Raw genomic sequence first — 22,638 nt, forward strand, 5'->3', positions numbered from 1 at the left:
CCCCCCCAGCATATAGGGCAGGACCGCATGGCAGCACCTTCTCGCCTTCATTGCAGTCGATGATGCGAGTAATGCCGTCCTCGAAATTCAGGGCTATGCGATACGTCATGGTTCCTCTCCATTCCATCAGGTCAGATATGGTAGATATCAATCACCTGATGGAGGCGCGCGAATTTCAGACGGCACTGGGCCTGGTGGCGGCAGAGGACGGTGTGTGCATCGTGCCTGCCGCGATCCACGTGATGGGACGGCGCGACATCGTCTTTCGCGATTTGGCGCAGCGCGCCGTATCGCCCATAATCATCAGCCATCGCAAGAATGACCCCTCCGCCCATCTCGACACCATGATCCGCGTCATCGCTGGCTTGTATGAAGATTGGGACTGGCCCATGCCCGCCGGAATGATGCGTCGTCGCGGCCTCATCGATTTTTGACAGACGCTTAAACGTAATATCGCATTAACCAAGTTGACGAATTCATTCGGTTTTTCCGGATTGATTTGTCGGACAAGCCATGTCACCCATAATCATCGAATCCCAAATAGGGGTTTGTTGGGTTATATGCTGGGAGCAGGCGCAGGGTCGCTCCGGGTCCGACAAGAGGGGCGAAGCCCCCGGCGGATGCCCGCCTCAGCGAACAGGGAGAGGGTGCATGAAACATCGATTCGATGTCCGTCATACTATGGTCGCGACCGCGTCCTGGTCGGTGTTAGGGTTGGCGTTGCTTTCAACCGGACATGCCAGCGCGCAAATAACCGGACCGGCCGGCGTCAGCGATGCCGATATCGTCGTCGTCGGATCGCGCGCAAGCCAGCAGTCCGCCAACACGCGCAAGAAGGACGCGAAGACCGCGACGGACTCGATCGTCGCCGACGACATCGGATCCTTCCCCGATCGCAACGTCAATGAAGCGATTTCGCGCATCCCCGGCGTTGCGCTGGGCCGCAACGAATTTGGCGAGGGTGAATCCGTCGCGGTGCGCGGCAACGGTCCAGACCTGACTCGCGTCGAGCTGGACGGCATCGGCGTACAAAGTACGACCGGATTGGCGCTAGGCGCATCAGGCGGACGCAGCGCGGATTTGCGCGAACTGCCCGCGGAAATCGTCAAGAGCGTGGACGTGGTCAAGGGATCGACCGCCGACATGACCGAAGGGTCGCTGGGCGGGTCGGTACAGATCAAGACCCGTACTGGCCTGGATTTCAAGAAGCCCTATTTCTCCTTCCGGGGCGGCGCCGGCCAGAATTCGCTCGGCAAGGACTGGACGCCGGACTTCAACGCGGTGGGCGCGCGTAAGTTCTTCAACGATCGCCTGGGCGTGATCGTCAGCGGCAGCTATTCGAAACTGCAAAATAACGGCCATGGCTATGAAACCACGACCAGCAACAATCGCGGTTATTCCCGCCTGTTCGATTTCGACCAGTCACCGGACAAGACTTTCGAATATAATCCCGGTACGATCGGCACGGACGCAGCGGATGTGCTGTTCCCCAACAGTATGGAAACGCCGCGCACGCTGATTACCAAGTCTGCATCGGCCGAGACGAAAGCGGAATGTTTCGACCTGTTCCCGCACAATCCGGGCGGCACCGCGGCGCAACGGTCGCAGCGCATATTGGAGCAGCAGAGCTGCCTCAATCAATGGAACGACTATACGCCATCACTGATCCGTAATTTCATGAATACGCAGACCGACGAACGTTATGCGCTCGACGCCCGCCTCGACTATCGACTGACCGACAATCTCACCGTCTTCGCGAAGGGCACCATGGCCAATCGCAAGGTGCATGATCAGAATCGCAGCCGCAATCCCGTCACCCTGTTCGGCCAGAATCTCAACGGCACCTTCGTCGACAGCGCGACGGGTTATCCGCGCACCCGCATTGTGTCACCGACGGCGCCCGCCGGCTATTATCTGTTCGACGGCCTCAACAATTTCAACAACAACGCCACCTTCGGCAATGTTTTGAACGTGGTGCCCGGCAGCGTCGTCGTCGACGCGGATCACAATGTCACTCAGATGACGCTGACCAACAATTCGGTAAATATCGACCAGATCGAGAATCTGATCGATACGAAGACCAAATATGGCCAGTTCGGCGCTGAATATCGTAGCGACCGGCTGGAAATCGATGCCATGGCCGGCATGACCCAGGCCAAGTCCAGTCGCGGCGACATGCGAACGTCACGCAACTATGCCTATGGCGATGCGACCATGACGCTCCAGCCCAATGGCTTGTGGGACGTCGCATTGCCGAGCGGCTATGACGAAACCAACCCGTCCAACTTCGTCCAGTTGAATGCGCCTAACTGCATCGGCGGCGGCACAGCGCCATCCTGCATTGGCCAGACCGCTGTCGCGGCTGGTCCGAACGGTCCGGCAACGCCGGCCTATACGGTCGGACAAATGCCGTTGACCACGCCTTCGTTCGGCGTGTCCTATTCGCCGCAAATGGGCGAATCCTCCGAGCGGATCGCGAAACTCGACGTCGCCTACAAGACCGACGAATTCCTGCCCTTCATCACGCGGGTGAAGGTGGGCGGCATGTACCGCAAGAACAAGCTCGATCGCTGGGGCGGCGGCGGATATACCGTCAGCAGTGCGGTCGGCAGCTATGGCCAGCCCGGTTATGTTCCCGCCGTGATCGTGCCGACGGCCAATGTTCGCGGCACGCTGCGCGCCTGCCAGCCGACCGCAGGCTCGTCCTCGCCGGGCGGCCTGTCCTGCAATTATGGCTTCGTACCCAGCACCAATCCCCTCAATATCCGGTCAGGTGTCGACACGCTGACGCCCGCCGAACTGGAGGATCTGTTCCGTCGCACGCTGGAGAATAGCGATTCCCAATATTTTGGCGGCCTGCCCGATCGCGGCAACCTGCCGCCGGCCTGGCAGGGCATCCGGACCGACCAGCTTTTCGATGCTTTGGGCGCCTCGCAGTTCATGAATTTCGATTGTCTCAAGACCTGCATGGGCAGCGACGGGCAGATATATGATCAGCCGGTCACGCGGGTGCGCGAGGAGATCAAGAATATCTATGCGATGGCCGATTTCGAGCAGCAGCTCCCCTGGGGGCTGGTGTTCAACGGCAATGTCGGCGTCCGCGGCGTCTTCGCCAAGGTCAGCGGGTCGGCGCTGCTGACGCTCAGCACGATCCGGACGACGCCGACCTTCAACCCGGCAGACCCAGACAATCCGGGCGGCATGATCGTCCAGACCTTCAGCCAGAACACGACTCTCAATTCCAGCACCAGCGACTGGCTGCCCAGCTTCAACTTCAACCTGTGGGGCTTCAACGACTCCGTCGTGCTGCGCCTTTATGGCGGCAAGACGGTAGCGCGTCCGTCGATGGATCGCCTCATCGCCGGCGGAACCTGCACGATCGATCAGCGCACGCTGCTCGACACGTCGGGCGACGACATCTTCGGCTGCACGGGTCGCGTCGGCAATCCGGGGTTGAAGCCTTTCACCGCCTGGAGCTACAACGCCTCGCTGGAATGGTATCCCAATGCCGATACCCTTTTTTCGGTCGCCTATGGCAAGCTGGACGTGAAGACTGGCAATCCGATCGCGGTGACACGCGTCGACCGCCCCTTTGCGGGCAGCGATCAGGTCGATCCAGCCACCGGCCAGCCCTTGTCCGACTATGAATTCAGCTACCCGACCTGGGATAATGGTCCGGGCTACAAGCGGTCGATCTGGGAATTCTCCGCCAAGACCGCCTTCACCTTCCTGCCCTGGTTCCTGAAATATACCGGCGCCGACGCGAACCTGTCGATCCTGGGATCGTCCGCCACCACGGGCCAGCAGGATCCGCTGACCGGCGACGTGATGGCGCCGCCCAATGAATCGAAGCGCTATCTCAACGCCTCGCTCTGGTATGACGACGGCAAGCTCAACATGCGCGTCGCCTATCAAAAGCGCAGTTCGACCTTCAACTGCATCACGCCCTGCGGCGGCAACAATATCGACATCAACTATCCCGGCGAACAATGGACCAATGTCCGACTGGTCGCGCCCGGCTACAATCCCGGCGTGCCGCGTTTCACCGACGCGACTACCTTCATCGATGCCAAGATTTCTTACAACATCACGCGCAACTTCCAGATCTACATGGAAGGTCGCAACATGACGCGGGAAGCCGCGACGGCCTCCACCGGCAGCTATGTGCCCTTCGCCGACGGCACGCCGCGCGTCATGCGCCTGTCCTATGGCGGCCGCCGCATCATGGGCGGCATCCGCATCCAGTTCGGCAATTGAGGCCCCAGGGGCGCGGGGTCTTACAACTTCGCGCCCTTGCCATACACCAGGAATCCCGTGCGCAGCCGGCCCGGCTATCTTTTCCCGAAAGGCCTGTCCCAGGTAGACGCGACATTCCCTATCGATTGTGCCGGAATGGCATCGAGATAGCAAAGCGCGCGAGAAAAGCTCTCCACTTGCTGATGCGCGAAATCGGCATCCAGCCGATCCAGTCCTCCATCGTCGAGAATCTGGCAGAGATAATCAGGGCCGGGGACCAGAGAGATGGACGGGATGCCGGATAAATAGAGCGGCGCGCCCTCGCCCAGAAACATATGGCTGAGCCGCGGCGCGACGGTCAGGCTGCGCAGCTTCGTCCGGCCGGCGACGGAAGCGCGATAGACCTGCTCCATCACCGGGTTGGTGGTGTAGACGATCTCCCGCTCCAGCCGGCCGGTGGGCAAGGGATGGCCTCCCCTGTCCTTCCATTCCGTGCAGCCCAGATGTTCGAGCGTCAGGCCCGCCACCGCGCGGGCATGACCGGATTTGCCGTCCCACAGTTCGGGATGGCTCAGAAGCCAGGCAGATGTGGCCTGCCCATGGCCTTCCACCATTTGCGGAATCTGGAAATGGCCGGTGGCGAAGACGAGGATGATCGAGCGGTTCCTGACCCGCCGCGCCGCATGCGCCCGCGCGAGCGCAAGCAGACCGGCCGGTCCATTTTCCTCGCAGGCATTGGGACCGTCCGTATGGGTATTGACGATGATCGTCTCCTGGGGGTTGCGCCCCTCCAGCACGACATGCAGCGTATCCGTATCGGCATCCTCGATCCCGGCTTCCAACAGCAACGTTGCCGACGCACCGCGCGCTGCCGCCTGTTTCAGCCTGTCGCGCTCGCCATCTCCGACCCAGAGCGCCGGACAATCGGCATAGGGGGTAGTAAAGGGCAGCACCTGCCCTTGCGCCAGTTCATCGGACAGCCCTTCGAACAGGCAGATGACCCCGCGCACGCCGGCGGCTCTGGCGCGCGGAAGGAAGATGTTGGTAAGCGGGCCAAGGACCGGCACGACCTCTCCATTGGCAAGATCGGCGCTGGCATCGGGCAGGGTCGCCTTGCGTTCGAACAGCATCAGGGTGGTGATCGTCTTGAGGTCCAGTCGGCCTACGGGGACGATGGCGATCTTGTCACGAGCGGCAGCGAAGTCCCTGGGCGCCTTGTCGAACCAGACCAGCTGTCCCGACACGCCCTGTGGCCCGGTGCTGCCCGAATAGGGGTAAGGCGCGGCGACCGGGATCGCGGCGCCATCATCGATGCCGATCGCGGTACGGCCCGGCGTCCAGCGGCGGATCCGATGGGTCTGGCGATGCACCTCCAGCCCCATGGCCGCCAGTTCGTCGGCGATATAGTCGACAGAGCGGTTATGCGCCGGACTGGCAGTCAGTCGCGGGCCGAAGGCGTTGAGCCGCTCGACCCAATGCCACAGCGTATCGCGGTCCGGGACCGGCACGGCGTCGATGTCCGGCAAGGCCTTGAGCGGCCGGGAGCGCCAGGCCAGCATCCCGCCCAGCGCCGCGACGCCCGCCAGGCCGCCGATCAAAGCCTTTCGTCGCGCCATCACTCCCTCACGCGACCATGGTCCGGAGTTTCTTCTTGTCGATTTTGCCAACGCTGGTGCGCGGCAGGGCGTCGATCAGCAGGAGCCGTTCTGGAATGGCATAGCGGCTGAGCCGGCCTGCCGCGACATGCAACTGGAGTTGCGCGCAGATCTGATCCCGCTGCAGGGGCTGTGCGTCGAGCGCCGCGACGAGGAAGGCAACCGGGCGCTCCCCCCATTTTTCGTCGGGAATAGCGATCACGGCCGCTTCGGCGACACCCGGCTGGGCGACCAGCAGATCCTCCAGTTCCACCGAGGACACCCATTCGCCGCCGGTCTTGATGACATCCTTCAGCCGATCCACGATGCGCAGCGCGCCATCCTCATCCACGGCGGCGATATCGCCCGTGTGCAGCCATCCATCGGCCCAGAGTGCATCGCTATCCGCCTGGGTCGCATAGCCCTGCGTCAGCCAGGGCGCGCGCAGCAGCAATTCGCCGCCATTGGCCGTGTCGATCCGCGCCTGCACCAGGGCGACCGGATAGCCGGCGCGGCAGCGATCCGTCGCATCGTCGGACGCGCCGCGCGCCAGTGCGACGACCGGGCCGGTTTCAGACATGCCATAGCCGACCAGGGTGGTGATCCCTGCGGCCTCCGCCTCCTGCGCAAGTGCCGTGGGCAGCGCCGATCCGCCGATGACGATGGTCCAGGGGGCGAGGCTTTCGCGGTTCGTCGCATTGGCGTCCAGCAGCATGCGCAGGATGGTTGGCACGCAATGGGAGAAATCGACGCCTTCCCGCAGCTTGAGCGTCAGCAGCGTCGCAGGATCATAGCGACCGGGATAGACCTGCTTCACACCCAGCATCGTCGCCGCATAGGGCATGCCCCAGGCATGAACATGGAACATGGGCGTCATGGGCATGTAGATATTCGATCGGCGCAGCCCCTGCCCGTCCGGCTGGTTCGCCAGAGTCGCCGCCAGCGTAATCGTATGCAGGACGAGTTGCCGGTGGGTGAAGAAGACCTGCTTGGGATCGCCCGTCGTGCCGGTGGTGTGAAAAGTGGTGGCGATCGCATTCTCGTCAAAATCGCCGAAGGTGAAATCCGGACCGGTTGCGGCGATCAGGGCTTCATACCCCTCGGCCTCCTCCGTCGCGTTCATGACGATCACGTCACCAATCTGCGGCAGGCCGGGCAGCAAATGATCACAGAGCGGCGCGAAGTCGGAATGGTGCAGAAGGAAAGAGGCGCCCGACTGGCGCAGCGTGAAATCGATCTGCTCCGGCGACAGGCGGACATTCACCGTCTGAAGCACGGCGCCCATCATCGGAATGGCGAAATAGCATTCCAGATAACGGTGGCTGTCCCAGTCCATGACCGCAACCGTGTCGCCCGCGCGCACGCCGCGCGCCGCCAGCAGGGTCGCCAGCCGCGTCACCCGCTCCACGAAATCGCGATAGCTCAGGCGCAGGTCGCCGCTCACGATCTCCGCATCGCTCTGGTCCGCGATATTGGCGAGCAGGTGGCGGATCAGCAGGGGATAGGCATAGGCGTCCGTGCCGGGGGTCGAGAGTATCTTGGGCGCGTTCAACGGATCGCCTCCAATGGGTCAGAAAAGGGAATAACGCATGGGCGCATGTTGGGTGCCACGAGTCAGGCCGGGCAGTCTGCGCGGATGGCGGTGTCCGGTCCCGTGACCGGATCGGCGCCCAGGCTCCTGTCGCTGCCCCTGAGCGCCGCGATGGGCAGCGCATCGGCCTGCCGGATCAGATCCGCGACCATCGCCGTCTGACGCGCGGCGAGATCGGCGTCCAGCTTGTCCATATGACCGTTGGGCGCGATTCCGAGCAGATAGTTGGGACCGGAAATGCAGGCGACATGCGGTATGCCGCTATTGTGGAACACCCGGCCGGTCGTATAGCCCGGCCCTTGCTCCACCGCATGGCGCAACAGGTCGTGACGCCTGATCCCCTCTATCAGCATATCGTTCAGCGGTCCGGCGGTGGCGGGCCAGTTCATATATTCATTATGCCCCGTCGCCGCATAGCCCCTGCCCGGCAGATCGGCCCATTCGCTGGCGCCCAGATGCTCGATGGTGAAGGCGGCGGCAGCCCGTTTCATGAGGTCGGGATGGGCGAGCGCCCAGCCCGGCGCCTCGGGCAATTCGCCGCTCATATGCCCCGGCCATCCCGCGAAGACGAGGGTGCGGCGCAGCCGCTGGCCCGACGGCAGGCTGGCGAAATGACGCGCCAGCTGCAGCATCGCAATGCAGCCATTCTCCTCGATGAAATTCTGCCCGTCGGTGTGGGTATCCACGATCATGACCTCGCCGCTGGTTCCCGGCAAAATGGCGGTGATCTGGGGTACGTGACCCTCGATCCAGTCCGATTGGATCATGTCCGCGATGCGCGCGCGCCGCAGGGAAGCACCTGGATATAGTGTGAACGATGGTCTCCAATATATTGTTATCATATCAGGTCTTTGCACAAAGGGCGCATGTCAATCGCCCACGGCGCGGACAACATCGCCCCCCTTCATCACGAAGGCTATGGATTCGAGCGCACGGATATCGGCCAACGGATCGCCCTTCACCGCGACGATATCCGCCGCCTTGCCCGGAATGATCGACCCGATGTCCCGATCAAGACCGACATGGGCCGCCGCCCAGACCGTTGCCGCGCGGATCGCGTCGATCGGCGGCAGGCCCGCCTGCACCATCAGCGCGAATTCGCGGGCGTTGTCGCCATGGGCGGACACGCCCGAGTCCGTACCGAAAGCCATGTTCACCCCGGCTGCGCGGGCACGGCGCACGGCGTCTATCATCAGTGGACCGACGATGCGTGCCTTGGCGCGGACGGTGGCGGGCATCCAGGCGGCCGTCTCGGCCTGCCGCGTCACCGTGTCGCCGGCCAGCAGCGTAGGCACCAGATAGCTGCCCTTCGCCTTGAACAGGCGGATGGATTCCGCGTCGAGATAGGTACCATGCTCGACGGAATCGACCCCCGCCCGCAGCGCGGCATTGACCCCGTCGGTCCCATGCGCATGAGCCGCGACCTTGCGTCCAAGCCGGTGCGCCGTTTCCACGATGGAAATAAGTTCGGCGTCGCTCATCTGTTGGCCAAGGCCTGCCGCCGTGTCCGACATGACGCCACCGGTCGATGCCGTCTTGATGACATCGGCACCCTGCTGCACCGCCTGCCGGACTGCCCGGGCGCAATCGTCGGCGCCCGAACAGAGGGTCGTCGGGCGAAACAGGTCCAATATCTCCTGCCGATAGCCATGGACATCGCCATGGCCGCCATGCGCCGCGACGATGCCGGCAGCCAGGATGCGCGGCCCGATGACCTTCCTCTGCGCGATCGCGTCACGCAAAGCGGTGATCGCCTCCGGGTCGGACCCGAGATCGGCGACGGTCGTGAAGCCTGCGCGCACGGTACGGCCCGCATAGACAATACCGTCGAACGCCTGGGCGGTGGTCGACTTGGTCACAGCCTCAAGCCGGCTGTCGGGACCGGACTGGGAAGTCAGATGGACATGGCTGTCGATGAAGCCGGGCAAGACGAAACTGTCGCGCAGGTCGATCACCTTGCCGTCGCCCACAAAGCCTTCGCGTATCTCGACGACCTTGCCGCCTTCCACGATGATCGTCCTGTTCGTGTCGACCCGGCCACTCGCGGGATCGGCGAGCAGACGCCCGGCCTGAATATAGGTTCTGGTGTCGACCACCCTTTCCTGCGCCATCGCCGGCGACGCCAGCATGCCGGTTGCGACCATCATCCGGATAATCGTCTTCATTCCATCCTCCCTCACTTGCCTTCAGCGGGCGACTGTCAGCTACGCCTGATCCGCGATGATCGGCGCCGAATAATTGTCACAAAAGCGCGGGCGCCTGGATGTCGTGGCGCAACCAGCCACTCCCGCCCGTGATGAAGGTGCCGGCGAGGGCAGGCATGACGGACCCCCGCCGCATGACCGCCCCGCTTAACCCCCGCAGCCATGACGCAGCACCGCGCCCGCTTTCGCGCCGCTATGCTTTCCATCCTCCAGCGTGACGACGCCATTGACGACCACCGTGTCGATGCCGGTCGGCAGCGCCGTCGGCTTGTCCCAACTCGCCACATCGTCCAGCCGGTCGAGGTCGAAGATCACGATGTCCGCCCGCATTCCGTCGCGGATCAGCCCGCGATCGGTCAGGCCCATGCGCTGGGCGGGCCAGCCGGTCATCTTCCGCACCGCTTCCTCCAGCGAGATGACGGGACGGCGCCTGGAATATTCGGCGATGATACGCGGAAAAGTACCATAGGCACGGGGATGCGGCAGGCCGAGCGCATCCATCTCGCCCAGCTTCTCGGATGCCGCGGCGTCGCTGCCGATGCTGACCCAGGGCTGGCGCAGCGCCGTTTCGATATCGCCCTCGCTCATCATGAAATAAAGGGCGACGGAACGGTTAGGCAGCCCTTCCAGCAGGATATCCCATGCCACATCCGCCGGATCCCGCTTCAGCGCTACGCCGATCTTCTCCAGGCTCTGGCCATGATAGGGGGCGTATTTCTGGCTGAAACCATTGGCAAGGATGACATTGCCGAAGCCGCCCGACGCCTGCACCAGATTGGACCAGCCGGGCATGGAGCCGGCAGCGACTTCCTTCTTCATCCGCGCGCGCAGCTTGGGGTCGCGCAATCGTTCGATCCCCTTCTGGACGCCATCGGCCCAGACCCAGCTGGGCGCGATGATCTCCAGCCCGGTGCCGCCGGCGGTATAAGGATAAAGGTCCGCCGCGACATCCACGCCGCGCGCGCGCGCCGCATTCACTGCCGCAATCGCTTCGGGCATCAGCTTGCCCCAGCCCGGCGCGAAGGCCGCTTTCAGGTGAAAGATTTCGACCTTGGCGCCCGATTGTTCGCCGATCTCGATCGCTTCGTTGACGGCCTTCACCAGGTCGCCGCTCTCGTCACGCATATGTGTGGCGTAAAAGCCGCCGCACTGCGCCGACACCTTTGCCATGGCTATGAGGTCGGCTGTGGTGGCAAAGCTGCTCGGCGGATAGATGAGCGCGCTTGTTACGCCGAACGCGCCGGCTTCCATGGCGGTCCGCACTTCCTTGCGCATGATGTCCATCTGCGCTTCGGTCGGGTTGCCCGCACCGTCGCCCATCGCCTTCATGCGCGCCTGGGTGGTGGAATAATAGGAACCGAAATTGATCGAGATTCCCTGTTTCTCTAGCTGGCCGAAATAGTTCGGTATCTGCGCCGCCTCGACCGGTGTTCCGCCCTCGCCCGCGATGACGGTGGTAACGCCCATCCGCAGCTTGTTCTCGGCTGCGCCATTTTTGAGCAGCACCCGACCCGACTGGTCCATCATGTCGATGAATCCTGGCGATACATAGCGTCCCCTGGCGTCGATCTCCTTCGCGCCATGGCCGCTGACCTGACCGATGCGCGCGACGCGCCCGTCCTTGATGGCGACATCGGCCCGAACCCAGGGATTGCCCGCCCCGTCCAGCACGCGCCCCCCTCGGATGACGATGTCATAGTCCGGCGCCGGCGCGTTTGCGACCAGCAGCAGCGACATGGCGCTGCAGAATAAGGCACGATTGATCATCGTCTTTCCCCTGTTTGACGATCCGGCTGCCGCGCTCCATCGGCGCGGACGGCATTGACGACTTGCTCGACCGCGGCGATCACGACATCGGGCCGGTCGATCTGAATATAATGGCCGGAATCCGGCACGATCTGCTGGCTGCCCCGGCTCGACATCGCCACCATTTCGGTATGCAGCGTCTTCCACGCCTGTTTCATCCGCGCGCCAACCTGCGGGGTCAGGTTAAGCCCCTTCAACTGCGCGGGCGTATGCGGCGCCATGGCGGTGAGTATGATCAGCGGACGATCGCCAAAGCTGCGCACGGCGCGCGCCTGGTCCAGCGTCAGGCGGAAGCCTTCCAACTCGGCGCCGGCGCCCCTGATGGAACCGCTGGTATAGGCCGCGATCTTCGCGCTCGCATCCTTCGGCATGTTCGGTACATCGCCGCCGGTCATCAGGCGAACGATGCCGGTCCAGGACAGGGCATTGGCGATGCGCACCATCCATGCCACCTGGGTCGGATCGACATTGGCCTTTATCGCCCGGCCAAGGCGTGCAACCTGATCGGGATGGGATGGGTCGACCATGACCAGTCCGGCCACCTGATCGCCATAACGACCCGTATAGACGCGAGTATAGGGACCGCCGATGGAGTGACCCGCCAAGACCAGCGGCCCCTCTATCTCTGCCGCGGCGAGGGTGGCGTGCAGGTCTTCCGCCACGGCGACGGCATTTTGCGGGCCGGGCTTGGGATCGCTCCACATGATGCCGGCGCGATCATAGGCGCAAGTGCGGCTATGCCGGGCCAGCGCATCATGGACGCGCGCCCAGTCGACCGACCCGCCCGATCCCAGTCCCGATTCGAGGATAATGGTGGGCGAACCGGTTCCGCGGCAATCGATATGGATGCGTCGCCCGCCGATGTCGATCAGCCTGCCTGTCGGCTGAAAAAGCTGCGTCGCCCTGTGCCGCTGCCAGCCCTCGTAAAGCGCGCCAGCGATGACGAGGATCAGCAGCAATGCCAGCAGACCGAGCAGGCCTTTTGCCGTCCATCGCCGCGCACGCGCCCATCCGCCCGGCTTGCCGGTCGCCGGCACGGTCATGCAGCCCGTCTGCCGGGTGACTGTTGCGGAGACGCAATGCCTCGCATCGGACCGGCCGCATTTCCCATGGTCTGAAGCAATGGCTGTCTCCCCTGTCAGCAGATGTGGGCATGGCGATGCGCCTGTCGCGACTCAGCATCCTGCATCCATGATCGATATGATCGTATTTTCTATTTTGATAATTTCAACCTGTTTGGAGATTCATTTCAGCAATTCAGAAATTCGTCCCGAAGCCGATCAGGTGGAAACCGATCGCCACCCAGAGCAGCATGACGGCGTTCGCGACGAGGATGATGCTCCAGACTTTTGCAAAGCGTGCACTTTTGCGCCGCCATGTCAGCGCGGCATGCCAGAGAGCGACGCCCAGCAACCCCGACAGGATCAGCGGCGTCGCGACCTGTAGCATGAACAGCGCCCAGTCGAGTTCTCCGTTCATCGCGGAAAAATCGCCCAGCAACAGGCTGCCGAACCACAACCAGCAGATCAGCACCCCAACGGCCAGCCCGGCAAAGCCGCGCGTCAGCCGATAGGCGCGCCATTGTGCGACGCTCTGCGCCGGTCTGGTGGCATAATGCCGACGCACCAGCGCGACGATCGGCCAGGAGAGGAAGGTGAGAAGGAGGGCGACAATGCTGGCCAGCAGCGCGGGCGTAATCCAGCCGGTCGAGAGGTACCAGGGCGCGGGCTCGAAGAGCATGTAGGGCGCCGAGCCATCGAGGCCGAACCGCACCACCTTGCCATGTTCCACCTGGGCGGCGAGCCGCGTCTTGCCGTCCCTGTCACGCCAGACGAAGGGAGCGATTTCGATCCAGGTGCGAGGTTGCCCGCCCAATGCCGGCGCGGCCTTCACCAGCAGGCCGCCCTGCGCGTCCAGTCCGATCCCGATCTGACCACTCAGTTCCAACGCCTTGAGGAAACTCATCTCCGATCGCCGCGTCCGGTTATAGCTGCCCACCATCATGCGCGCATGGCTCCTGGCCGTAGCGGCATCGATGCGCCCATCCTTCTGGTCGAAGGGGAAATAGCGGTCGGCGAAGGCATCGAACAAATAGCTGCGGATCGGCGCAGACACCTTGTCCGTTCCCGCCGCATTCATAGACATGTAGATGCCGACCTTCTCATCCGGCATCAGCCAGAGCTGGCTGTGGAACGTCAGCGTATCGCCCGCATGCGACAGCGCGCGGCGACCGTTGATATTCTGTTCGTAAAAGCCAAGCGCGATGCCGTTGAGCGGCGCGATAGAGGGCAGGATCGTGTCGTGCATTAGACGTGCCGTCCGTGGCTGCAGTAGGGCGCCGCCATTGTCGAGATGCGCGATCATGAAGCGGCCCATGTCCGCCCCGGGCGCACTCATGCCTCCGGCCGGCCAGAAGCTGTTCAGTTCCAGCCGCGTGGGCTTGCCCGAGCCACGACCATAGCCGCTGGCGACCAGCGACCGGAGGCGGGATGGCAATCGCTGGCTGAGGGTGGAGCGCACCATGCCCGCAGGCGCGAAGATATGCCGCTGCGCATAGGCCTCGAAAGGCTCCCCCGACACGCGCTGCACGATATAAGCGGCGAGCGTCGTGCCATAGTTGGAATAGGCGGGCGTCGTACCGGGGGCGAAGATGCGCGCCGGCAGCGATCGCTTCACCGCGACGTCGAGCGGGGGGATATCCCTGATGTCATAGCTGTTGAGGCCCCGCTGTACCTCATCGAAGCCGGCACGATGGGTCATTAGGTTGCGCATCGTAATGGGCTTGCCGAAACGATCGGGAATCCTGAAGTCCAGATAGGCGTTCACATCCCGGTCAAGGTCGATCCTGCCCTGTTCGACCATCTGCATGACTGCGGTCCAGGTCATCAGCTTGGAAATCGATGCCTGGCGGAACAGCGTCCTTTCCGGATCGACGGGACGGCGCGCCGCAACATCGGCATAGCCGAAGCCGCGCTGGGTCAGGATCTTGCCATCCTTGACGACGACGACCACCGCCCCCGCGGCGTCGCCGCGCTGGAGGGCGTAGGGCATATAGCCATCGAGCCAGGCGTCGAGGTCTGCCTTGTCCAGCATATGGGCGGCGGGACGTGCCGCAGGCGGCGGCGGAACAGAGGGCGTCTTCGCCCTGTCCGGCTGCGCCATCGCCTGGCCGGCCCAAGCCAGCATCGCCATGCCGATCCATCCGCACATTCCGCGCATGCTATCCCCCTTCACCGTCGGCCACCCATATTGAAAAAATAATTTCTAATATGGAAATTTTCTCCAAAATGACAATATGGGGACAATATTGTCAATAGCCCGGCGCGCGCCAGCGAGCCAAACGAGCCGACGCAATAAGGAAGGCGTCAGGATTTTCGGCGGTCGATTGGATGCAGGGTCGATTCGAGTTCGGCATCATTGGCCGAACAGACGCACAGGACGCGGCACGGCCCTTCCCCGACCGCCACATAGGCATGGCCCATCGAGGCGTCAAAATAGATGGAATCGCCCGTCTTCAGCAAGGACGGCGCATAGATGTCACTGTGAAATTCGCACTGCCCCTGGATCACGAAAGCATATTCCTCGCCAGGGTGACGCATCAGATAGCCGAAATCATCGATCGATCGCGCCTTCACGTCTAGGATCATGGGATTCAACTGTTTGTTCAGCAGATCGGCCGACGGATAGACATAATGATAGGATGCGGTCCGGATCGTCGGCCCCTGCCCAGCGGGCGTGATGCTGCGACGGCCTGAAGGCATATGCGCAGGTGGGGGAGTGGAGGAAGTCTCGGAAAAAAGCTGGGCGATATCGATATCCAGCCCGCGGCTGAGCTTCACCAGCTTCTCGTAGCTGAGCAACATCTTCCCCGTTTCCACCTTGGACAATGTCGAAACGGGCAGGCCGGTCCTGCTGCTCGCCTCCGCCAAGGTAAGGCCGCTCGCGGTCCTGAACTCCCGCAAAAAGACACCGGGATGACTGTTCCGAAAAGGCTTTTGCGTGCTTTTCATCCGTTGCCGCTTATGTCCAATCGTGCATTCCGCCCATCGAAGCGATTTTCCAGACTAGCCTGTTTTCCATTCCGTCGTGCGAGCGTCAATATAGGCCGTTCCTGATCGAGAAGTGCCCTGTCATGAATTTCCTATCAGGACACGTTTTTACTGGCCTAGCCCGCGCTGCTCCTGCAAAGCGCGCGGACAATGTCGAGGACCGGATATCCAGTGCAGCGGATTGAAGCAGCGCCCCCCAATATTCCGGGCTTATTGCGCATCATGGCATAGCGATGCTAATATAATTACCTATTTTCCGAACAGGACATAAGGTCCGTTCGTTCAGGGTGAGATACAGGAGCGAATTGAATGGCAGGCGGTCGACGGACCCTGGGCGCGGTGATCACCGATTTGCGCACCCGCAATGGCTGGACCCTGAAGGAAATGAGCCAACGCTGCGGCATACCCGTGTCGACCCTATCCAAGGTGGAGCATGACCGGCTGTCGCTGACCTATGACAAGCTGCAACAATTGAGCGAGCGGCTGAACATCAGCATCGCCGACCTTTTCGTGGAAGCCGATGCCGCTTCTCCCGCCGCCATCATGGGCCGTCGCAGCGTCGGGACGATCGACAATGCGGTGCGCGTCGATACGTCCAACTATGAATATTATTATCTCTGCACCGAATTGCGGCAGAAACGGATGGTGCCCGTCGTCACCCGCATCCACGCCCAGTCGATCGAGGAATTCGGCCAGCTGGTCCGCCATTCGGGGGAGGAGTTCATCTATGTTGTGGAGGGCGCAATCATCGTCCACACCGAATTTTATGATCCGATCGAACTGAAGGCCGGCGAGTCCATCTATATCGATTCAGGCATGGGCCATGCCTATGTCTGCGCGCCGGGCTTCAAGGAAACGCTGACGATCGGCGTCATGTCCAGCGCGGAAGAGGATCTGTCGAACCTCATGCACGACGCGCATCATCATGTGACCAGGACCGAGGTCAGGAAACGCACGCCGCGCAAGGGATGAGGCCGGCGATCAGGGCTTTACGGGAGTGAAGAGCAGATCCTGATAGTCATAGCTGAAGTCGGCGATCGGCGACGCCGGCTTCATCGTGACCCGTTCGACCTTGCCGTCCGCGTCCAGCCCGAAGCTGACATAGGCCGGCTCGATCGTCCTGTCGTCGAAACGGGTCAGGAAACTGTCATATTGGAAATGCGCCAGTCGACCGCCCATGCGCGGCGTCGACCGGAAATCGATGGTCAGCCCCTGCCTGTCCTGTCCGACGACGATATCGCCATACCAGGGATCGCGATAGGTTCCGGCATAGCGGTTCAGCGGCAGCGAGGGGCCGGATTTCGCCGGGACGGCGGCCTTCGCCCTGAACGCGGCCAGACCGTCGGCCAGCTTCTTCGCCTTGACGGCACGGAACTTCTCCGGCCAGTGCTGCGCCGACTGGCCGAGATAATGATCCAGCAACTCATAGGTCAGCCCCTGGACCAGTTCACCATCCTCGCTGTTGATCTCGATCGCGAAGCCGACATCCTGCTCGGGCATCAGGACGACCATGGTCTGGAAACCGAAGACGGCGCCCCCATGCTGCAATATCTTGGCGCCGCGATAATCTTGCACCGTCCAGCCCAGCGCATAGCTCTGGAATTTCGGCTGGGTCAGCGCCAGTTCGGGCGGCCGGGGCGCGATCGGCATCAAGGTGACGGGTCGCCACATCTCCTGCGCCTGGCGCGGGCTGTAGAGCTGGCCGCCGTTCGGCAGCTTTCCTTGCGCCAGTTGCAGCGCCAACCATTTGCCCATGTCCACAGGACTGACCGCCAGCCCGCCTGCCGGCGCCGCGTTACGGGCGAGGCCGTCACGTTCGTCCAGCACCTCCTGATCGCCGGCACCGCGCAGGCCGCCATTCATCCGGGCATGCGGCTGGGCGCGATCGGGGCTGGCGAAACGGTCGGGATCGTCGCTGACCGAATCCGTCATGCCCGCCATCTTGAAAACATGGTCCTTCACATAGGATTCCCACGTCTGGCCAGTCACCGTCTCGATCAACCGGCCCGCAACCATGTAGAGGATATTGTCATAGGCATAGCCGCTGCGGAAACTGGTGGCCGGCTTGATGTAGCGCAGCCGCCGCACCGCTTCCGCACGCGACAGGTTGCTGCGCGGCACGAACAGCAAATCGCCCGCGCCCAGCCCCAGGCCGGACCGGTGGACGAGCAGGTCGCGGATCGTCATCTCCCGCGTCACCCAGGCATCCCACATCTGGAAACCGGGCAGATGGTCGATAACCTTGTCATCCCAGCCGATCTTTCCCTGATCAACCAAAGTGGCCAGCGCCGCGGCCGTGACCGCCTTGCCGGTCGATCCGGTGGCGAACAGGGTGTGCGGCGTCACCGGATCGCTCGTTCCCAGCCGCTTGACGCCATAGCCCTTGGCCAGAACCGTCTCGCCCTTTTCCACGATGGCGATGCCCACGCCCGGCACGCCGGCCGATTGGCGCAGCCCCTCGACCCGCGCGTCGAAATCGACTGGCGGCGCGCCATGGGCCGCGGTGGACGCAAGGGCAAGTGCGATCATCAGGCGCTTCATGCGACCTCCGCTTGTAGGCTGGGCCGCCGCCGTGCCAGTCGAAAAATCCCGATGGTCAGCAGCGGCAGAACGTAGATGGTGAGAAAAATATAGGCGAGCGCGCGATAGCCGGTGGCGATCAGGGCGACGAGGCCCACTCGGTCGGCGACCAGCATGCAGCCGGTCAGGATGACGAGTGCAATGGCGAGCCGCGCCGGGTTGCCCAATATCGCGCCGCGCCGGATATTCCAGGCCTTGGCGATGCGTTCATTGACCGCATGGACCGCGCCGGTGCCGCTTTCCAGAAGGGCGGCGAAAATCATCAACTGGAACAGCAGATGGAAGGCCGGGCTGCCGAGCTGGCCGAGCAGGAAATCGGATGGCAGAACTTCCTGCGCGATGCCGGGATAGAAGGCGATCATGCAGATGAAGAAGGCGATGGCCGGCGCCATGGCGAGCGGCCCGGCGATCAGCCCCGCCACCAGCGCGTCACGATCCGATTGCATGTGCCGCAGCACCGGCAGGATCACGACCGCACCGATGATATTATAGCCCGCATAGGTAAGGCCGCCCAGCGCCCAGCCATTGGCGGAGGCTTGCTGCGCAAAACCCGCTCCGATCCGGTCCCCGAACCCTGCAAGCGCAAGGACCAGGAACAACGCATAGACGCCGTAAAGCAGGAAGGAGACCCATTTGAACAATTGTTCGACCGACGCATTGCCGAAGGTCGCGAACAGGCCGATCCCGGCCATCAGCGCCAGCGTGCCGACGATCGGCGCGGTCCCCAGCGCGGCTTGCGCGATAGCGCCCGCTGCGGCGCCGAACACGGCGAGGATCAGGATGATGAAGAGCAGATAGCCGATCTCGAAAATGAACCAGCCCCGCCCCAGCAGCGCCTCGAAAAAACTACGATAATCGCGCGCGCCGACCATGCGGGCGAAAAGGAAGGTGACGGCGGCGACGATGCTCCAGATCAGCATGGCCAATATCATGCCGGCGAGGCCGCCCCAGGGACCGCTAGGCAGGAAAAATTCCGCCAGTTCGCGCCCCGTGGCATAGCCGCCCCCGATGATGACCGCCTTCAGCGCAAAGCCGGGCAGGAGAAAACGCTGAAACCAGCTCGCCCCCTTTTCTCCCCCCGCGGCGCTCATGCGAGGCAGGCGTCCAGCAGCCGGTCGAAGGCCGGACCGCGCCGGATCGGGTCCGCGACCGGATAGCCGAGTTCGGCCGCCAGGCGATCAATCTCCGCCGCAGCGGCCGCTGCATCGAGCGAGGCGGTGTTAAGGCTGATCCCGGCGCAGCGAATCTTCGGACTGGTCAGGCGCCCCATGGCCACGGTCTGTTCAATCACCTGCGGGATCGACGGCAGGCTATAGCCGTTCACCCCCAATATCTCGGTACGGCCGACCTCATGGCAGACGATGAAAATATCCGGCTGGCTGCCGTGCAGCAGGCCCAGCGACACGGTGGCATAAGCGGGGTGGAACAACGACCCCTGGCCTTCGATCACGTCCCAATGGTCCTGTGGTGCATCGGGACTCAATATCTCGGCTGCGCCGGCAAGGAAATCGGATACGACCGAATCCATTGGCACGCCCGCCCCTGCGATCATGATGCCGGTCTGGCCGCTGGCGCGGAAATCAGCGTCGATGCCGCGTGCCCTGAACCCGTTGGCAATCGCAAGGGCGGTGTATTTCTTGCCCAGCGCGCAGTCGGTGCCGACGGTGAGCAGCCGCTTGCCGCTGCGCTTGCGCCCGGTTGCGATCGGGATGGCCGGGGGGGGCGTACGCACGTCGATCAATTGCCGCCCGGCCTGCGTCGCCGCCTGCGCAAGGCGCGGAAAGCTTTCCAGTTTTGCATGCATGCCGCTGACCAGATCGAAGCCTGCGTCCAGCGCCTCGACCAGCGCATCCATCCAGTGATCGGGAATGACGCCACCCACATTGGCGACGCCGATGACAAGCGCGCGTGCCCCCTTTTCCTTCGCCTCCGCAGGGGTCAGGTGCGGCAGCCCCGCACTTACCGTGCATCCCGGCAGTCCATATTCGCCGATGCACAGGTCGGGCGCCCAGTCGGCAAGGCCAAGCGCGGTCTTGGCGAAGCCGCGCTCGGTCGCGTCACCAAGGAACAGCAGATAGGGGCGAGGCAGAACCAGCGCTCCCATGTCAAACCCGCCTTGCCGCATCGTCATATCCTGATATCCAATAATTTGCTGATAAGGACATCATGATCCTGATTGGAGAATAGTCAACCTATTTATCATTCCATGTCCGATCGATGCGACGAATGGCCGGGTCGAGCAGCCGGAGCAGAAACGCCGCCAGACCGGCGAGAATTGCCAGCAGGGCGAAATAGACGCCATGGGGCATCCGACTCCACAACGCGCCGACCAGTCCGGCCCCCAGGCTTCCCGCGAAGATGGTGAGATACCAGGCCGCGACCGTGGTCGCGCCGAGGCGCGGCGGCGCGAGCCGGGCGAACAGACCCAGACCCGAAGGCAGGATGAACAGCTCCCCCATCGTGAAAATGAGGAAGAAGAGCGCGAGCCAGAGCCATCCGGCCTGCCCCTCCCCAGCCTGCCAGGCGACGAGCGCGAGCAGGATATAGGCCAGCGAAACCATCAGCGCGCCCTGCGCCATACGGCGCGCCGGCGCTGTATCGCGTCCCGCTTCAGCCCGCCGCCGCCACAATTCCAGCAGGGGCGGGGTCAGCAGCATGACCAGCAAGGGGTTGAGCGACTGGAACCAGGTCATCGGAATGGTGAAGCCGCCCAATCCGCGATCCACCCCGCTGCCGGCCCAGAGTGCCACGGTATTGCCGACCTGTTCATAAGCGCCCCGGAACAGGGTGACGCACAGCCCCACCGCCGCCAGCACCAGCCAGAGCTGGCGGTTGCCGGCGCCGAGTGTCAAGGGTTTGGGATCGATCGCCAGGACCGCCGCCCCCCGCTCGGACGGCAAGTGCTTCTGCCCCAGCAGATAGATGGCCAGTCCCGCGAACATGCCGATCCCGGCCGCGCCGAAGCCATAATGCCAGCCATAAAGTTCACCCAGCGTCCCGCAGATCAGCGGCGCCAGAAAGCCGCCGATATTGATGCCGACATAATAGACATTATAGGCCCAGCCCCGTCGCGGATCTCCGGGGGCATAAAGATCGTTGATCTGACTCGGCAGGCTGGGCAGGAACAGGCCATTGCCCAGCGCGATGGTGGCCAGCGCCAGATAGAAAAGCGGCTCGAACGCCATCATGAAATGGCCCGCCGCCATGATCGACGCGCCGATCGCCACCGCACGGCGCTTGCCCAGCCAGCGGTCCGCAACCACTCCGCCGACGATCGGCGTGAAATAGGCGCAGGCGGTATAGGCGCCATAGACGAAGGAAGCCTGCGCCTGCCCCAGCATGAGCTGCCGGGTCATATAATAGACCAGCAACGCGCGCATGCCGAAATAGGAGAATTGTTCCCACATGTTTGTGAGGAACAGGATGGTCAATCCCGGCGGCTGGCCGAACCAGCTCCGCGCATCGTGTGACGGCTTCACCGATTGATGGTCCCGACGCGATTCATGCCGCGTTCGGGCTTTCCCGGCCCCACATGCGCTCGTCGCACCAGGCGGTGCCGTTCTCGTAGCGGATAGCGGGATCGCGATCCCGGCTCAGGAAGATCGGACCGTCCAGATCGCAAATGTCACAAAGCTGCCCGAGCAGGAAACTGGGCGCCATGCTGAGCGTGGAACCACCCATATTGCCCACCATGACGCCGAGGCCGGCGGCCTTGACCTCTCGGGCGATCATCAGCCCCTCGGTCAGGCCGCCGCACTTGTCGAGCTTGATATTGACCACATCGAAACGGCCGACCAGCCCCGGCACATCCTCCAGCGTCAGCGCGCTTTCGTCCGCCGCCAGCGGGATCGGCGATCGATAGCCGTCAAGGTCGGCTTCCCGCCCGCGCGCCAGCGGCTGCTCGATCAGGGAGACGTTGGCGGCCACCATCGCCGCCATGAGATTGTCTAGTTCGGTGTCGGCAAAACCCTGATTGGCGTCGACGCCCAGCCAGACATCGGGCCGCGCAGCGCGGATCGCCGCGACACGCGCGATGTCGAGGTCCAGGTCGCCCGTAAGCTTGACCTTGATCGCGCGGACCGGACCGAAGGCAAGCGCCGCCTGCGCCATCTTTTCCGGATCGTCCGCACCCAGGGTAAACGTCGTCACGACAGGCTTCGGCGCATCCAGCCCTGCCAGCGCCCAGACGGGTTTCCCCGCACGCTTCGCCTCCAGTTCCCAGAGCGCGGCATCGACCGCATTGCGCGCCCCGCCAGGCGGAAGGATGGATCGCAATTCCTCGCGGGTCGGCCCCGCCTCGATCGCGGCGCGGGTCCGCTCCAGCTCGGCCAGCATATGCGGCTGGCGGTCGTCGAGATAATAGACGCCGTCGCCTTCGCCACGCCCGCTATGGATACCGTCAGACAGCGTTGCGACGACGCAGTCCAGCCCTTCGAACACATAACCCGAAATGCGGAACGGCGCCTTGAAGTCCAGGCGTTCGGCTTTCACGTCGAGGGTCAGAGCGGTGGTCACGATGGAAACTCCTGATACGATCG

General features: G+C 63.2%; 16 protein-coding genes. 3 read left to right on the forward strand and 13 right to left on the reverse strand.

Annotated elements, in window-relative coordinates; genetic code table 11:
* Nucleotides 1-158 precede the first annotated feature (158 nt).
* Nucleotides 159-434, forward strand: a complete 276-nt coding sequence (locus DM806_RS09365) for a hypothetical protein (RefSeq protein WP_218647428.1) — start codon at nt 159-161, stop codon at nt 432-434.
* Nucleotides 435-651: 217 nt separating this feature from the next.
* Nucleotides 652-4,257, forward strand: coding sequence for a TonB-dependent receptor (locus tag DM806_RS09370; protein ID WP_179042960.1), 3,606 nt, complete (start codon nt 652-654; stop codon nt 4,255-4,257).
* Nucleotides 4,258-4,331: 74 nt separating this feature from the next.
* On the opposite strand, the gene DM806_RS09375 is transcribed toward DM806_RS09370, so the two are convergent.
* From DM806_RS09375 to DM806_RS09410, 8 genes are all read right to left on the reverse strand, one after another.
* Nucleotides 4,332-5,852, reverse strand: a complete 1,521-nt coding sequence (locus DM806_RS09375) for a hypothetical protein (RefSeq protein ID WP_218647429.1) — start codon at nt 5,850-5,852, stop codon at nt 4,332-4,334.
* A gap of 7 nt (nt 5,853-5,859) precedes the next feature.
* The gene (locus DM806_RS09380; RefSeq protein ID WP_218647430.1) at nt 5,860-7,422 is read right to left on the reverse strand and encodes a long-chain-fatty-acid--CoA ligase; all 1,563 of its coding nucleotides are present in this window, start codon (nt 7,420-7,422) and stop codon (nt 5,860-5,862) included.
* Nucleotides 7,423-7,484: 62 nt separating this feature from the next.
* Nucleotides 7,485-8,228 carry a hypothetical protein gene (locus DM806_RS09385; protein ID WP_256869187.1) on the reverse strand — a complete coding sequence of 248 codons (744 nt, stop codon included), beginning with the start codon at nt 8,226-8,228 and terminating at the stop codon, nt 7,485-7,487.
* A 102-nt stretch (nt 8,229-8,330) separates the two neighbouring features.
* On the reverse strand, nt 8,331-9,626 hold the full coding sequence (locus DM806_RS09390) for a metal-dependent hydrolase family protein (RefSeq protein ID WP_179042961.1): 1,296 nt from the start codon (nt 9,624-9,626) through the stop codon (nt 8,331-8,333).
* A gap of 186 nt (nt 9,627-9,812) precedes the next feature.
* A complete protein-coding gene (locus DM806_RS09395; protein ID WP_218647431.1) occupies nt 9,813-11,432 on the reverse strand; it encodes an N-acyl-D-amino-acid deacylase family protein in 1,620 nt (539 codons plus the stop codon).
* Nucleotides 11,429-12,514, reverse strand: coding sequence for an alpha/beta fold hydrolase (locus tag DM806_RS09400; RefSeq protein ID WP_179042962.1), 1,086 nt, complete (start codon nt 12,512-12,514; stop codon nt 11,429-11,431). The genes DM806_RS09395 and DM806_RS09400 overlap by 4 nt, the downstream gene beginning before the upstream one ends.
* 214 nt (nt 12,515-12,728) lie before the next feature.
* Nucleotides 12,729-14,690: a serine hydrolase domain-containing protein gene (locus tag DM806_RS09405; RefSeq protein WP_179042963.1), complete on the reverse strand. Its 1,962-nt coding sequence runs from the start codon at nt 14,688-14,690 to the stop codon at nt 12,729-12,731.
* Nucleotides 14,691-14,836: 146 nt separating this feature from the next.
* Nucleotides 14,837-15,481 carry a helix-turn-helix domain-containing protein gene (locus tag DM806_RS09410; protein WP_179042964.1) on the reverse strand — a complete coding sequence of 215 codons (645 nt, stop codon included), beginning with the start codon at nt 15,479-15,481 and terminating at the stop codon, nt 14,837-14,839.
* 348 nt (nt 15,482-15,829) lie between these two features.
* Here DM806_RS09410 and DM806_RS09415 point away from each other — a divergent pair, with 348 nt between their 5' ends.
* Entirely contained in the window at nt 15,830-16,492 is a 663-nt protein-coding gene (locus tag DM806_RS09415; RefSeq protein ID WP_179042965.1) for a helix-turn-helix domain-containing protein, read from the forward strand.
* 9 nt (nt 16,493-16,501) lie between these two features.
* Here DM806_RS09415 and DM806_RS09420 read toward each other — a convergent pair whose 3' ends face one another.
* The 5 genes from DM806_RS09420 to DM806_RS09440 all read right to left on the reverse strand — a co-directional run bounded on the left by DM806_RS09420 (nt 16,502) and on the right by DM806_RS09440 (nt 22,615).
* Entirely contained in the window at nt 16,502-18,061 is a 1,560-nt protein-coding gene (locus DM806_RS09420; protein WP_179042966.1) for a serine hydrolase, read from the reverse strand.
* Nucleotides 18,058-19,191 (reverse strand): YkvI family membrane protein, encoded by a 1,134-nt coding sequence (locus DM806_RS09425; protein ID WP_179042967.1) that lies wholly within the window; start codon nt 19,189-19,191, stop codon nt 18,058-18,060. Before DM806_RS09425 ends, DM806_RS09420 begins: the two co-directional genes overlap by 4 nt.
* Entirely contained in the window at nt 19,188-20,204 is a 1,017-nt protein-coding gene (locus tag DM806_RS09430) for a DUF1611 domain-containing protein (protein ID WP_256869188.1), read from the reverse strand. The genes DM806_RS09425 and DM806_RS09430 overlap by 4 nt, the downstream gene beginning before the upstream one ends.
* Before the next feature lie 88 nt (nt 20,205-20,292).
* Complete coding sequence (locus tag DM806_RS09435; protein ID WP_179042968.1) at nt 20,293-21,579, reverse strand: peptide MFS transporter; 1,287 nt, start codon at nt 21,577-21,579, stop codon at nt 20,293-20,295.
* A gap of 22 nt (nt 21,580-21,601) precedes the next feature.
* Nucleotides 21,602-22,615, reverse strand: coding sequence for a dipeptide epimerase (locus tag DM806_RS09440; protein ID WP_179042969.1), 1,014 nt, complete (start codon nt 22,613-22,615; stop codon nt 21,602-21,604).
* Nucleotides 22,616-22,638 lie beyond the last annotated feature (23 nt).

The organism is Sphingobium lactosutens, from assembly GCF_013393185.1.
In the GTDB taxonomy this organism is placed as follows: Bacteria; Pseudomonadota; Alphaproteobacteria; order Sphingomonadales; family Sphingomonadaceae; genus Sphingobium; species Sphingobium lactosutens_A.